12 protein-coding genes and 2 tRNA genes are annotated in these 14,065 nt (G+C 38.6%); 9 read left to right on the forward strand and 5 right to left on the reverse strand.

The window, feature by feature from the left end; translation table 11 throughout:
• The first annotated feature begins 13 nt into the window (after positions 1 to 13).
• The 3 genes from F907_RS11000 to F907_RS10990 all read left to right on the forward strand — a co-directional run bounded on the left by F907_RS11000 (position 14) and on the right by F907_RS10990 (position 3,031).
• Positions 14 to 931 carry a DUF58 domain-containing protein gene (locus F907_RS11000; protein WP_016651908.1) on the forward strand — a complete coding sequence of 306 codons (918 nt, stop codon included), beginning with the start codon at positions 14 to 16 and terminating at the stop codon, positions 929 to 931.
• 2 nt (positions 932 to 933) lie between these two features.
• Positions 934 to 2,907: a transglutaminase TgpA family protein gene (locus tag F907_RS10995; RefSeq protein ID WP_016651909.1), complete on the forward strand. Its 1,974-nt coding sequence runs from the start codon at positions 934 to 936 to the stop codon at positions 2,905 to 2,907.
• Between the two features lie 47 nt (positions 2,908 to 2,954).
• Positions 2,955 to 3,031: transfer RNA gene (locus tag F907_RS10990), tRNA-Val, on the forward strand.
• 522 nt (positions 3,032 to 3,553) lie between these two features.
• On the opposite strand, the gene F907_RS10985 is transcribed toward F907_RS10990, so the two are convergent.
• Entirely contained in the window at positions 3,554 to 3,931 is a 378-nt protein-coding gene (locus F907_RS10985) for a DUF6232 family protein (RefSeq protein WP_016651910.1), read from the reverse strand.
• A gap of 224 nt (positions 3,932 to 4,155) precedes the next feature.
• Here F907_RS10985 and F907_RS10980 point away from each other — a divergent pair, with 224 nt between their 5' ends.
• Positions 4,156 to 4,374 carry a hypothetical protein gene (locus F907_RS10980; protein ID WP_016651911.1) on the forward strand — a complete coding sequence of 73 codons (219 nt, stop codon included), beginning with the start codon at positions 4,156 to 4,158 and terminating at the stop codon, positions 4,372 to 4,374.
• Positions 4,375 to 4,763: 389 nt separating this feature from the next.
• On the forward strand, positions 4,764 to 4,991 hold the full coding sequence (locus F907_RS19220) for a hypothetical protein (protein ID WP_016651912.1): 228 nt from the start codon (positions 4,764 to 4,766) through the stop codon (positions 4,989 to 4,991).
• 45 nt (positions 4,992 to 5,036) lie between these two features.
• Here the strand turns inward: F907_RS19220 and F907_RS10975 are convergent, their stop codons facing one another.
• From F907_RS10975 to F907_RS10965, 3 genes are all read right to left on the reverse strand, one after another.
• On the reverse strand, positions 5,037 to 5,720 hold the full coding sequence (locus tag F907_RS10975) for a pirin family protein (RefSeq protein ID WP_016651913.1): 684 nt from the start codon (positions 5,718 to 5,720) through the stop codon (positions 5,037 to 5,039).
• 195 nt (positions 5,721 to 5,915) lie between these two features.
• On the reverse strand, positions 5,916 to 7,259 hold the full coding sequence (argG, locus tag F907_RS10970) for an argininosuccinate synthase (RefSeq protein WP_016651914.1): 1,344 nt from the start codon (positions 7,257 to 7,259) through the stop codon (positions 5,916 to 5,918).
• Between the two features lie 263 nt (positions 7,260 to 7,522).
• Positions 7,523 to 8,374, reverse strand: a complete 852-nt coding sequence (locus F907_RS10965) for a LysR family transcriptional regulator (protein ID WP_016651915.1) — start codon at positions 8,372 to 8,374, stop codon at positions 7,523 to 7,525.
• 150 nt (positions 8,375 to 8,524) lie between these two features.
• Between F907_RS10965 and F907_RS10960 the strand changes: the two genes are divergently transcribed.
• The 3 genes from F907_RS10960 (at position 8,525) to F907_RS10950 (ending at position 11,932) form a co-directional block, all read left to right on the forward strand.
• A complete protein-coding gene (locus F907_RS10960) occupies positions 8,525 to 9,442 on the forward strand; it encodes a DMT family transporter (RefSeq protein ID WP_016651916.1) in 918 nt (305 codons plus the stop codon).
• A gap of 284 nt (positions 9,443 to 9,726) precedes the next feature.
• Positions 9,727 to 11,757 carry an NADPH-dependent 2,4-dienoyl-CoA reductase gene (locus tag F907_RS10955; RefSeq protein WP_016651917.1) on the forward strand — a complete coding sequence of 677 codons (2,031 nt, stop codon included), beginning with the start codon at positions 9,727 to 9,729 and terminating at the stop codon, positions 11,755 to 11,757.
• An 85-nt stretch (positions 11,758 to 11,842) separates the two neighbouring features.
• A tRNA-Ser gene (locus F907_RS10950) sits at positions 11,843 to 11,932 on the forward strand.
• Between the two features lie 445 nt (positions 11,933 to 12,377).
• On the opposite strand, the gene F907_RS10945 is transcribed toward F907_RS10950, so the two are convergent.
• On the reverse strand, positions 12,378 to 13,727 hold the full coding sequence (locus tag F907_RS10945; protein ID WP_004801557.1) for a hypothetical protein: 1,350 nt from the start codon (positions 13,725 to 13,727) through the stop codon (positions 12,378 to 12,380).
• A 149-nt stretch (positions 13,728 to 13,876) separates the two neighbouring features.
• Here F907_RS10945 and F907_RS10940 point away from each other — a divergent pair, with 149 nt between their 5' ends.
• Positions 13,877 to 14,050, forward strand: coding sequence for a helix-turn-helix transcriptional regulator (locus tag F907_RS10940; protein ID WP_228127864.1), 174 nt, complete (start codon positions 13,877 to 13,879; stop codon positions 14,048 to 14,050).
• The last annotated feature ends 15 nt before the right edge of the window (positions 14,051 to 14,065 follow it).

Consider the following 14,065-nt stretch of genomic DNA (forward strand, 5'->3'; position numbering starts at 1 on the left):
CGAGTATAGGCATATGCAAACTGGATTCAAACAGCAGCTTAGCCAATGGATTGCCAAACGCTTTCAGGTGGGTGTCAGTAAAACGCTACGACAAAAAGATGTATTGGTTTTTATCTATAAGCAAGGCTTTTTATATTTAATCCTGATTCTGATTACCTTTATTGCAGGGATTAACTATGCCAATAACCTGATTTTAGGATTTTGTTTTTTAATCAGCGCCATTTTGTGTATCAGTTTTTATCTGACCTTTAAACAATTACATGCTTTGCAAATCGATGTTGTGATACCTGAGGTTGGGCAAGTCGATCAAACACTCATTTTAAAGCTCCTATTTAAGCAGCCTGTCAGTTCAGCACGTTATTTGAGAATCCAGTGGCAAACTCAAGAGCAACTTCTTTATCTAGACCAGACTCAACACAGTATTGAACTGCCTGTTGTTGTTACGGTACGTGGATACTATGAATTTGAGACCATTAAAATTTATTCGACTTACCCTTTGGGCTTAGTTCGGGCTTGGACTTATTTATCGCCAAAACAAAAAATATGGATTGCCCCCAAAGCTTATGATTGGCAAAAAGAACATAAAAGCCAACCAACTTCAGCACATGATCGTCTGGATGAATTTAAGGAGCTCAGAGGCTTTCAACAAGGCGATTCTTATCAGAATGTGGCTTGGAAACAGGTGGCGCGTGGGCAGGGTTTTTTGATCAAAATGTTTGAGGCTCAGGCCAGTCATCAACATTTGGAAATTGATTATCAACAGATTCCAGCACAAGGTCATGAAGAAAAATTAAGTTTTATGATGGGCTTGGTCGAACAATGCGAACAATTGGGTGATGATTATGCCTTGATTTTACCGCATGCACGTTTGGAAAGTGGGCAAGGGCAGGTTCAGTTGATTAAAGCAAAACTTTTATTGGCGCAGGCTTAATGATGACGCAACAAATCTATTTCTGTGTGTTGGCTGCATTAACTTTGGTCTTGCTGGGGCAAGTTGCTTTTGTACCTGTCACTTTAACAGGCGTGTGGGCTGTCATCTGGTTGCTGTTAGTGCGTCGCTATCGTCAACAGCGTTACAGTGCATTTCCAAAATGGTTCTTGCTGCTTTTTATTTTATTGTGTTTAGGCTTGGTCTATTTCAACTATCAAACCTTATTGGGGGTTGAAGCCGGAGTTGCCTTTTTAAGCACGTGTTTATTTGCCAAATGTTTAGAAGCGAAAAACACACGTGATTTATTAATCATCTTTAATTTTGCCTTATTCGTCAGTGCGAGTTTGCTGTTACATAGCCAAGCATTTTGGATGGCTATGATTGTTTTTGCTACATTTGTGATGTGTTTAGTCGGCTTGTATCGAATCCAGACGGGATTATTTAATCAAAATAAATTGTCATCCAATCAACTGAAGCAAGATGTTAAACAAATTCTTAAATTTGTTGGAATCGCAATTCCTTTCTTTCTGATTCTATTTATCTTTTTTCCTCGCTTACCACCACTCTGGGCGGTTCCAATTCAAGGTAATCAAGCCACTACAGGCATGAGTGATCGCATGTCACCAGGAGATATTGCTCAATTATCACAGTCTTCGGCTTTGGCCTTTCGGATTGTAGCTGATATGTCGCAATTTCCAAGTCGATCTGAGCTGTACTGGCGAGCTTTGGTGTTGGATCAATATGATGGCAGTACATGGACCAGTAGTGACTTTAATCAGCAGATTAAAAATGTGCAGTCCACACCACGGAGTGTGCCTTATCAATATTTATCGGCAGATGAGCAAGCCAACTGGATTATGGGATTGGAATACTCGATTCCACAGGAACGCTATTTGCAGTTGTATCAAGACAATAGTATTCGCCCGACTAAATTGGTTAAGCGCAATGTACCTATACAAATGTTGTGGTTAGGACCTAACTCAGGCGAAGCAATTTCCCTACCACCACGTCAACTTGAGTTAAATCTCAAATTTGATTCGAATCGTGATGAAAAAGCACAGCAATTGGCACATCAGCTTTTTGAACAGAGCCAGAAGCAACCTGAAAAATATCTACAATCTGTGCTTTCTTGGTACCGAAAAAGTGGCTTTGTGTATACCTTAACACCAGGTACTTTAGGTGGCGATCGTATTGATCAGTTCTTGTTTTCCAGTCGCAAAGGTTTTTGTGAACACTACGCCTCAAGTTTTGTCATGCTGATGCGTTATGCCGGCATTCCAGCACGGGTGGTAATAGGCTATCAAGGTGGGCAATTAGCACTTGATGGGCAGAGCTGGGAAGTACGCCAGTTAGATGCACACGCATGGAGTGAGGTTTATCTCAATGGAAAATGGAAAAGAATTGACCCAACAGCCATGATTGCACCGCAACGAATTGATACAGGCATGCAAAATTATCTGGCACAAGACCAGACGGTATGGGGAGATGAAAGCAAGGCTTGGCGCTTACAACAGTTTAAGTTTTTAAAAAATATGCGGATTTGGAGTGACTATTTAAGCTATCAATGGCAAAGCAAAGTCGTAGGCTATGATGCAGAGAAGCAGAAAAACTGGTTGTCCCGACTCGGTCTGGATTCAAGTTATACTTATGTAATCGTTTTGATTGCAGGCACTGGTACGATTTTAGTGATCTATGTGGGGGTTTATTGGTGGAGACAAACACGACAGCAGGCAGATTATCAAAGAGCGGTATTTAAGTTTCAAAAGCAGTTGCCTAAACATTTGCATAAGCAACCCGCAGAGACTTTTCAGGTGTGGATGCAGCGTTTAGCAGATCAGGTTCAGAACAAACAGGTATTTGAACAAGCAATTGTGTTATATCAACAAATTGTTTTTTTAGAGCAAAAAGATAGCGGAAATATTCAAGAGTTTAAGCGCTTGCTTAAAGACTGTGCGATTGCACTAAAACAGTCGTAAAAAAACTTGTGAAGCTCATAAAAAATGAATATGATGCTTCTCATTCTAGGTGTATAGCTCAGTTGGTTAGAGCGCTACGTTGACATCGTAGAGGTCTCCAGTTCGAGTCTGGATATACCTACCAAGATTTATCAAAGACTTATAAGCGAATCAGCGGCTTATAGGTCTTTTTTTATGTCTATTTGACATGGTTTATTCTTGGTGGTGGGTGCTGAACAGTATTTTAGGCTCTTTACGACAAATCTTCGACAAGATGAAACTGCCAAAACCAAGAAAAAGAGGGGCTTATAACGAGCTTATGTCTAAAAGCTATCTTTAGATTTCAGTTATTTTAAACTTTAACTCTACCGATTTTATAGTCAAGAAATTATAAACATCTTTTGAATAATGTTGATGCATTTTATTCAAATAGTTGAACACCTTGGCTCTATTGTTTGACTTGGGCCAATATTTATGAGCCAATTTCATTATTATTCAAATATTTTAGCTACCTGAAAATTGAAGCACTTAGCGTTTTCTGGCTCTGTGTTTCAGGTTCAATTATTGAAAACATTTAGGTTAGTACGGCTTTATATAATATGTGAATATGAGGAATACTTAACTTGGCGCATAGAAAAGCCCAGAAGAGCTTTTCTATGCTTTCATTTTAATGATAAAGAATAGCCTGATTTATTGCATGAATTACTTCATCAATATAATTCTCATCTTCGCTTTCAAGCGCTTGTAGCTCAGAAGCGGATGTTTTAAGGACCACATAGTATTTATGTTTAACTAAAAATCCAACACCAATAAGAATAAGGCCGACTATTATAACAGCAGTTAAATTACTGCCTGAAATACCAGCGAGAAGAAAGATTACACCGCAAATCCACCACCCGAGTTTTGGCGCTTTCTTAAGCCTTTTATCTACAGAAGTGATATTACGGACAGCATAAGTTTGATTGTTTACAATAAATCTTGCATTTGTAACACTTACATTACCACTTGAAAAAAGCGTTTGTTCTGGTTTTTGTACTGCTGACAATTTTTAGTACCCATTGTAAATTTATGTAAGAAGGTATTTTATTGAAAAAAATTAATCAAGCAAGGCTTTTAATAAACGACTTTTAAATCCACTTTATATTGATAGAAATATACCAAAACCCCCAAGTATTAATTTAAATGATAATTGCCTGACTCTTATACTGTGCTTCAATCTCTGATTTATTTAGTTATTTTAGTTCAATTTTGATTTATTGAGTAATCATTATGGAGCAATTAAAAGTAGGCGATGCTATGGGGTTGGAATCAGCTCCTAGCCTAATAACTATTATTACTATTCATGACGAAAATCCAGATGTGAATGGAAAGATAAAAAGGAGAAAAAGTGATAAATTTCGCTTAGAGGCCATAATAATATTTGAAATGATGTTAATTTTTAATCTAAAAAATAGAACAGCTTCTTTTATTGAGAATAACTTTTCTTGAATATATAAGTAAGTGGGATTAGAGGGGAGTTTGAGAAGAATTCCTCATATGTATTAGAAAATAAAATACTATGCTCAACATTTTTTAGTGAAAGGCGCTGTAATTTTTATGAGATATTCGGCCCTTGACTCACTCGATGGTTGGTGCTAATTTAAACAATAAGGAAGTCATATACTATTTGGGATTTAAGAGAAATCTTGCCTAAATGAACAAAGATATGATGACCTGAATACACAGCTAACAACGAACGAAACGGTTTAGATCGTTTTTAAAAATGTTCAAGGTTGTAGAAAAGCCCGTTAATCGGGCTTTTTTAATGCCTACAATTTTAAGGGACTTTAGGTGATATCCTTAATGAAATAGAACAATAGAAATAATAGGGGGTGGCGATGCTGATGTTTATCATTTTAGTTATTGTGATTGGTCTCGTTTTATTGTTTTTCTTCGCACAGAGCACTAGCACTACACCAGATTCTTCTGATTATAACGATTCATATTCTTCGACCACATCTAGCGGTGACTCATTTCAAGATAATGATGATAGACGTATGGATGATTGTAGTTTTAATACTGAATCAAATTCTGATTCAAACAGTTGTGATAGTAGTAATGATTAAAAAGCTTGTACCCCTTGAGGGGAAGAGGTACAAGTCAAACTGGGCTTAAGGTAGGTCAAACCAGATCATTTGACTGTCTTGCAATGCAGTAATGGTTGTAGTCTCATCAAACAATAATGCATCACCTACTTTTACCAAATGATCGGCAATCATCACTTCACCTGAAATCACATGCACATAGTTTACTTTTTTCTGTGCTGTAATTTCTAAATGTTGATCTTTTTCAAGAACCGCAGTTTTCACTTCAGCATTTTGACGGATCGACATTGGCGCAGATTCATCACCAGCAATCAAGTGCCATTGGTTTGGATGATCTTTTGGATTGAGTTGAATTTGCTGATAGGTTGGATCCGCATCTTGCACATTGGGTTGGATCCAGATCTGTAACAGATGCACCGCTTTATCATGCTTGTTCATTTCACTGTGAGTGACCCCAGTTCCAGCGCTCATCAACTGCCATTCACCGGCATTGATTTGGCCTTCATTACCCATACTGTCTTTATGGGAAATGGTGCCATCAAGTACACAGGTCAAGATTTCCATATTGTCATGGGGATGAGTACCGAAACCATTATGTGCAGCAACCGTATCGTCGTTAATCACGCGTAGTGCGCTGACGCCCATGTATTTTGGGTCATACCAGCTTCCAAATGAAAAGCTATGATAAGTGTCTAACCAACCTGCTTTGACATGACCACGGTTTTCACTACGATGTAGATAAGCATTCATCTTTCATCTCCCAAATTATTATGTATTGCTTAATGCTTATATTATCGATTCATAATAGGGATGAACAGTCTTTTAATGCGACATATTGTTCTATAAATAAGATGATTCAATCGTGTGTATTTTCTTGGATAAAATAAAAAAGGCTGAATAAAAATATTCAGCCTTTTCAAATGGGTAAATTAATTTACTCATCTGTTATTTTGATTTGTTTTCCAATTGTGGAATTGCAGAACCTTGGCCAACTGCAAGCAAACCTGTTTCAGTATAGATACCGAGTTTTGCACGGGTATCGGTAATGTCAAGGTTACGCATGGTTAACTGACCGATACGATCCATTGGCGTAAACATCGAATCGCCTTTCTCCATGGTTAAACGCTCAGCTTCATACGTGAGGTTAGGAGATTCGGTGTTCATGATGGTGTAGTCATTACCGCGACGTAATTCTAAAGTGACAGTTCCAGTAATCGCTTTAGCAACCCAACGTTGTGACGTTTCACGAAGCATGAGCGCTTGAGAATCGAACCAACGGCCTTGGTAAAGTAGGCGACCTAAACGTAAACCATTAATGCGGTATTGCTCAATCGTATCTTCATTATGAATACCTGTGACCAAGCGCTCATAAGCGATATGTAATAAAGCCATACCCGGTGCTTCATAGATACCACGAGATTTCGCTTCGATGATACGGTTTTCGATTTGGTCAGACATTCCTAGACCATGACGACCACCGATACGGTTCGCTTCAAGAATGAATTCAACAGGATCTTCGATACGTTGACCATTCAGTGCCACTGGCATACCTTGTTCAAAAGTAATGCTCACTTCTTCAGGCTGGATTTCAACGTCGTCTTTCCAGAACGCAACGCCCATGATCGGGTCTACGATTTTGATACCAGCATTTAAATATTCTAAATCTTTGGCTTCGTGCGTCGCACCCAACATATTCGAGTCAGTTGAATACGCCTTTTCTTTTGACATTTTATAGTCAAAACCATTGTCGATTAAGAATTGCGACATTTCGGCACGGCCGCCTAACTCATCAATAAAGGTTTGGTCTAACCAAGGCTTATAGATTTTAAGCGCAGGGTTAGTTAATAAACCGTAACGATAGAAACGCTCAATATCGTTACCTTTATAAGTCGAGCCGTCACCCCAAATGTTGACGTCATCTTCTTTCATCGCGGTAACAAGCATTGTACCTGTCACTGCACGACCTAAAGGTGTGGTATTGAAGTAAGGTAAACCACCCGTGCTGATATGGAATGCGCCACATTGAATTGCAGCAATCCCTTCAAGTGCAAGTTGTAAACGACAATCGATTAATCGAGCTTTGACTGCGCCGTACTGTTCAGCTTTCTTTGGAATAGCATCATAGTCATCTTCATCAGGCTGGCCCAGATTTGCAGTATATGCATAAGGCTCTGCGCCTTTCTGTTTCATCCATAATAAAGCTGCTGAAGTGTCTAAACCACCAGAGAAGGCAATCCCAACTTTTTTACCTACTGGTACATGCTGCAAGATCGTTGCATTATCAGTCATTGCTAGTCCTAACTATTTCGAAATAGGCACCCTAATACATCGGTGACCAAAGAGAATTTATACGCTCAGTACTATATCACTTTTCAAATCAATTTTTTTTCTGTTGGGAAAGGAATTCTTTTTTTTTCATTTGAAAAATAGATTAACAACAGAAAAATATAAAGTTTTACGATAAGTATTCAGCATAAGGTGTTAACAGGCGTTGAACTTTAAAAGGTCTTCAGTGAAAAGTAGGCAAATACCGTTGATAAAAAGTATCTCGTTCAAAGCGAATCATTTAAGCCAATAAATTGTTTCTCAATCGGTGTGAACACATGATCATGGCGTGCAATCAGATAGAGCCCGATATCTCGATACTGCTCAGGCGTTTCCCGATAATATTGAATGTTATATTTTTCGATCAATGATTTGGCAATCATCGAGATGCCCATACCCAATTGGGTAAAATGAATTAAGGCTTCATGATCATAAATATGAGTGAGTTCACCTTTTTTAAGCTTATAGTCTGTGTAGATACTCTCTAAGGTTGTGGCATAGCAGCATTGTTCAGACGCGAGCAAGATATTTTGATGATTCAGACATTCCTCCAGACTGTCATGGTTGATCATGTTTTTACCGATAATGACCAGTTGATCTTCTGCCTTTTGAATATATTGTAGATTTTTATGTTTAGGATGTCCCAGGGCATACGCAATATCCAGATTGCCCGCTAAAATCTCATCCTCGATGTAACCTGTTGGACCTGTCTTCATGGTAATCGAAAGGTCAGGATAGGCTTCATAGAGCTGGCTAAAAGAGGGGTGAAAACGCATACCGCCTAGACTGGTATTGGTGCCAAAGCGCAGTACATTTTCTTGTTGATAGATCTTATTTTCAGTTTCTTCCCACGTAAAAATCATTTTTTTGTATTGAGCATACAAATTCATGCCTGATTCAGTCAGTTCCACACCTTTGGGCTTGCGAATGAACAATTGGCGTTTATAGTGATTTTCAATCTTTTTTATTTTGGCAGTCATATTAGACTGTAAATAATTGAGCTTATTTGCCGCAGCAGTAATGCTTTTTAGCTCGGCCACAGTCACAAAAGATCGGATATCGCTAATATCAATATTCACGGCAAGTCCTCAATATCTGAGCCATTCAAGAAAAGCATGAAAAATCATAATGGCATCAAAAAAAATGATGTATCTATTAAAACATAACATTATTCATGATGTCATTTGTTTTATACACTAAGCAGACTTTCTAGCGGTTGAGTACCAGATGTGAATATTCGAGTCGTCAGTGCAATTACATTGCTGTGTTTGGTCTGGGGTTCGTTATGGGGCTTGGTCAAGCATAGTTTACAAGTTTTCCCAGCATTCTTATTTATCTCTACGCGATTGATTTTAGCAGCATTAACCTTGATGCTAGTACAACGGATTTTAAAAAAATCTATTTTGCCACGGCCAGCTGAGTGGAAGCCTTTGATCATTTTAAGCATGTTGATCTGTTTTGGTTTCTATGCCACCCAGACTTTTGCCATGCAATTTGTAGATTCAGGTTTATCTGCAGTACTGGTTTTTACCATGCCAATTTTTATTGGGGTATTGGCACATTACTTCTTAAATGAACGATTGAATCAGCAGAAAGTTATTGGACTGGTTCTTGGAGCATTGGGATTGATCGCAATTCTCTGGCCGCAACTGCATCATGTGCATCTGAATATGTCATTGCTGGGACAAGTGTTATTGATTGGTTCAGGGTTCTTTTGGGCATTATCAACCGTTTTTATCAAAAAGAATTTTGCGAGTTATGACAAAATCAAGTTGACCATTTGGCAGCTTTTGCTGGGTGGCAGTCTCATGTTCATCATGGCTTTATGCTTTGAGCCTGTTGATGCTCAAGTTTGGTTGAATCCTTTAAATGAATCAGCACTCTTTTATATTGCAGTGATTGGAACTGGTTTTGCATTTGTGCTTTGGAACTGGATTGTCAGTCAGGTGGATACCTTTGTGGCTTCGATCTCAATTATGTGTATTCCAATTTTGAGCCTGTTTTTTGGCTCTTTGATCTGGCATGAGCCTTTAAGCTTAAACATCTTAATAGGCGCGGTCTTGATTTGTTTGGGAATCGTGATGAGTTCTTTAAAAATGAAAGTGCCAAAAGATCCTCTTGCTTATTCGGGTCATCAGCAGCATTGATTTGTTTTTATATCCGTATTTGATTGGAGAAATAGTCGTTTTATTCCTTAAGTGAGACTGGAAAGATTTAAGTTTGCACCTCAAAGCAGCCATAGCAATATGGCTGCTTTTTTATGTTTGGTTTTCATTAGATTGCAATGCTGAATAGACAGCATCAAGATGCTTGTTGAAGCTGAATTGACACTTTCAACCATTAAATTTTTATCTAGGGTCATCCCAAATCAACAAAAAAGTATTAAAGTACTATGCAACAAGTTGCAAAGCCAAAATTAAGAAGGAATATCATGACTAGCTATGCAAATATCTTAAAACCATTACATTTAGGTTTTACCACCATTAAAAACCGCGTGGTAATGGGTTCAATGCACTCAGGTTTAGAAGATCGTTTCTTTAACTATCCAAAGCTCGCTGCTTATTTTGGTGAACGGGCGAAGGGTGGGGTTGGCTTAATTATTACTGGAGGTATTTCTCCAAACCGTCAAGGCTGGTTACTCCCTGCAGGCGGAACCATGAATAGCTTGGCAGATATTCCTCATCATCGTCTTGTGACTCACGCAGTGCATAAGCATGGTGCAAAAATCTTGATGCAGATCCTGCATTCTGGCCGCTATGGTTATCACCCATTTTCAGTGTCATCGTCACCAATTCAGGCTCCGATCAATCCCTTTAAACCACGTCAGATGTCGGATTCTCAAATTTTGGCAACCATTGAAGATTATGCCCGTTGTGCAAGCTTGGCAAAAAAAGCAGGCTATGATGGCGTAGAAATCATGGGTTCAGAAGGTTATTTAATTAACCAGTTCCTCAGCAGCCATGTCAACAAACGTACTGACCGTTGGGGTGGCGATATTGAAAATCGTATGCGCTTCCCTGTAGAGATTGTCAAAGCGATCCGGGCCAAAGTCGGTGAAAAATTCATTATCGCATTCCGTCTCTCTTTGCTTGATCTGGTGCATGACGGCAATACCATGCAAGAAGTGATCGTGGTAGCTAAAGCATTAGAGAAAGCAGGGATTACGTTGCTTAATACAGGGATTGGCTGGCATGAAGCCCGTGTACCTACGATTGTGACTTCAGTGCCACGTGCCGCATTCGTCGACTATACTGCAGCGGTAAAACAGCATGTATCAGTTCCTGTGATTGCATCCAACCGTATCAATATGCCTGATGTTGCTGAAGAGATTATTGCTTCTGGCAAGGCTGATATGGTGCAAATGGCGCGTCCATTCTTGGCAGATGCTTATTGGGTGAATAAGACGGCTACCAATCGTGTGGATGAAATTAATACCTGTATCGCATGTAACCAAGCCTGTCTGGATCATGCATTTAAGAATGAACGTGTCAGCTGTTTGGTCAATCCACAGGCTTGTCATGAAACAGAACTGGTTTATATCAAAACTAAAAAACCAAAACGTATTGCCGTTGTCGGCGGTGGTGTCGCTGGGATGTCAGCTGCAACTGTGGCTGCAAGCCGTGGTCACGCCGTAACGCTGTTTGAAGCCAATCATGATGTCGGCGGTCAGTTTAATTTAGCCAAGGTCGTTCCAGGGAAAGAAGAATTTCATGAAACGATTCGTTATTTTAAAGTGCAGTTGAAACAGACAGGTGTAGATGTCCGTTTAAATACACGTGTAAGTCGCGAGCAGTTAGAACGTGAAGGTTTTGACGAAGTGGTTGTTGCAACAGGTGTTGTACCGCGCGCATTAAAAATTCAAGGTAGTACCGCACCTCAGGTGTTGTCATATGCAGAAGTATTACGCGGTGCAGAAGTGGGGCATAAAGTCGCCGTGATTGGTGCAGGCGGGATTGGCTTTGACGTATCAGAGTTCCTGTTAAAACCACCACATCAACCTCAGCCACAACCTTTGGCTGAATGGCAACGTGAGTGGGGGGTTGATCCAGATCCTAACTATATCTCTGAAGGCGGGATGCAGCGTCCAGAAGTTGAGCTTCCCGTGCGTCAGATCTATTTATTGCAGCGTAAAACCACACCGCTTGGGATTGGTCTGGGTAAGACCTCGGGTTGGGTACATCGTGCACAGTTGAAAAAACATGCGGTGCGTATGCTGCGTGGTGTACAGTATAAAGCCGTGACCGATGAGGGTTTGTGGGTTGAGCATAATGGCCATGATCAATTATTGCGTGTAGATACCATTGTCGTATGTGCAGGGCAAGAGTCGGTGAAAGATCTCATGCCTAAAGACGGTGAAAATACTTCAGCGAACTACCATATTATTGGTGGTGCCAAGCTTGCAGCTGAGCTTGACGCCAAGCGTGCGATCCGGGATGGTGCTGAATTAGCCGCAAAACTCTAAAATTGATGAAACATTATGCATTTGAATACATTGCAGTTAAATTTCTCTTGTATAAAGAGGGCAAGCTTTGTATTCTTACGCACATGGAAGCGTGGCAGAGCGGTTTAATGCACCGGTCTTGAAAACCGACGAGGGTGTGAGTCCTCCGTGAGTTCGAATCTCACCGCTTCCGCCAAATATTTAAATAAGCCCTTGTTTTTACAAGGGCTTGTTTTTTATCTATGATTTTACCCCTCAACCTACCCCTCATCAAACATTGGATTAGGTGATATCTAAAGAGACATCTTTTTACTTATTTGGACATCATATTAGTTGAAAGAAAATTTCTAGTAGAATTCCAAACTGATTTTAAGGTGGGGAATTTTGCAAATATCCACTTTGGTCTTATGCTTGAATGGTCTGTTGTATTTGGTTTTTTACTGTTGCTTATCTTTACTTTCATCTTGGATGAGTTTTCTTGATCTTATACATTCTGTTTATGAGATTTTATCGATTCATAATTATGGGCAGACTGTAAAAAAATAAATCTACCCATATTCTTTAGATGCTTGTAAGTGATGTTAAACCCATAAATTTGATGATACTGGTATATCATACGGACTGTTAAGTTGTCTGCATCCTTACAGATTGATGATCTCATATAAATTTTCTGGTGATAAATTTTTCACCATATCATTTAGACCTTTACTTAGACTTGCTTTACTAAATGTATGTTCATAAAGTATGTCCCTCATACCACAAGTGATAAATATTGTTGCTTTTTTAGGCTTTATGGTTTTTATATCTTTATCATTTTCAAGTAATTCATAAAGCGTTTGGAACAAATCGGAAAAATAATCCATGCCTGTATGATTGATTGAGTTGCGACGATCTTGATTGATAGCATTCTCAATTATAGTTTGGTTTGCAGAGCCGTGAATTTCACTTAGCATAAATTTAGAATAATTCGCTGATTCAAACTGCTGGATGTTACCCTTGTTGATCTTTGTTTCAAAAATTTTATCGTAGTAAATCAGGCTGATTAGCGCAGTAAGAATTGCATCAGCTCTTTTGAGTACTTCAAGTGAATTTGCACAATCATCTAAAATGATGCTCAAGCTATGAATTTTTTCAGAAACCTTATTGTCAATAATAGGCTGGGCATCTGTCCCATTTCTCTGATTATCTAATCTTGTAGCCATAAATTCATGTATAAATTTACTTAAAAGCACAGGCAGATTGCTAACATCCTCTTCTAGATTTAGATGAAGATTTATGAACTTTGAAGGTGGCAAATTGGCATCTAACGGAGAGCATCCAATAAATGATTTTGTGGACTTCTGTAGTGGTGTACCATAAATTTTCAATCCTTTAATTGCATTCCTAACTTCGTGATATGAAGGGACTTGAGTTATATTTGTGCCTTTTATATCTTTGCTATTCTTAAAATTATGATATTCAATATAAATTTTAAGATAATCCAAAAATAGAGATTTAATATCCCAGAATGGTAACAAGTCAGGTAAGAAATACTTTTCGTTCAAAATACGTTTGAGGTTTGTCGAAAAATTGGGGAATTGTGTCCATTCTTCATAACTTTTGATGTTTTCCCAAAATATGCAATAAAGTTCTTCAAATATTGATGTTAGTTCATCTGGTTGAAGTAAATGGTTTAACAAAAATATATCTTCATCCACTAATTGCCTTGTTTGACAATATCCCATTACATGGTTGAGTAACTGTCTGCCAAAGACAATTATCTCTACTTCAATCTTGATTTGCTCAATAGGTAGTGACTTTCTTTCTTTATATTTTTCAGTTAGCAGGTTGACCAGTTGCCTCAATATTACATCCCTAATACGTATTAACTCGTTATACAGATTTGGGAAAGTTGCTTGAAACTCTCTTGCTTTTACAGCTTGCTTTACTAATTTTTGCATTACAGGGTGAGCTATTCTGTAAATTTCATGATCGAAGACGGGATTACTCATTTAAATACGCTACTTAACAATTGTGAATCTTGTTTTGCTGATGTTTCTGAGGATTCTAGAGCATATTTATATCCGAAGACATCCACATCAGGTTTAAATCGGAGTAAACAATGCAAACCTCAGAAACCAAAAAAAATCAGATTCTTAGAATGAAAGGAGTAACAGAATTAGTCTGTTTAAGTAAATCAAGTCTGTATGACAAAATGAACCCGAAATCCAAGAGATATGATTCGTCTTTTCCTCGTCCGATTAGATTGGGACTATCAGCCGTTGGTTGGTTAGAGCAGGACATAATTGATTGGATCAATTCAAAAAAAAGCTAACCAGATTAGCAAGAT

Origin of the sequence: Acinetobacter colistiniresistens (assembly GCF_000413935.1) — a bacterium.
GTDB classification, from domain to species: domain Bacteria; phylum Pseudomonadota; class Gammaproteobacteria; order Pseudomonadales; family Moraxellaceae; genus Acinetobacter; species Acinetobacter colistiniresistens.

Bases quoted from the DNA above. Each gene is read 5' to 3' on its own strand.
- F907_RS11000 (WP_016651908.1), top strand. From the start codon at position 14: ATGCAAACTGGATTCAAACAGCAGCTTAGCCAATGGATTGCCAAACGC.
- F907_RS10995 (WP_016651909.1), top strand. From the start codon at position 934: ATGACGCAACAAATCTATTTCTGTGTGTTGGCTGCATTAACTTTGGTC.
- F907_RS10980 (WP_016651911.1), top strand. From the start codon at position 4,156: ATGGAGCAATTAAAAGTAGGCGATGCTATGGGGTTGGAATCAGCTCCT.
- F907_RS19220 (WP_016651912.1), top strand. From the start codon at position 4,764: ATGCTGATGTTTATCATTTTAGTTATTGTGATTGGTCTCGTTTTATTG.
- F907_RS10975 (WP_016651913.1), bottom strand. From the start codon at position 5,720: ATGAATGCTTATCTACATCGTAGTGAAAACCGTGGTCATGTCAAAGCA.
- argG (WP_016651914.1), bottom strand. From the start codon at position 7,259: ATGACTGATAATGCAACGATCTTGCAGCATGTACCAGTAGGTAAAAAA.
- F907_RS10955 (WP_016651917.1), top strand. From the start codon at position 9,727: ATGACTAGCTATGCAAATATCTTAAAACCATTACATTTAGGTTTTACC.
- F907_RS10945 (WP_004801557.1), bottom strand. From the start codon at position 13,727: ATGAGTAATCCCGTCTTCGATCATGAAATTTACAGAATAGCTCACCCT.
- F907_RS10940 (WP_228127864.1), top strand. From the start codon at position 13,877: ATGAAAGGAGTAACAGAATTAGTCTGTTTAAGTAAATCAAGTCTGTAT.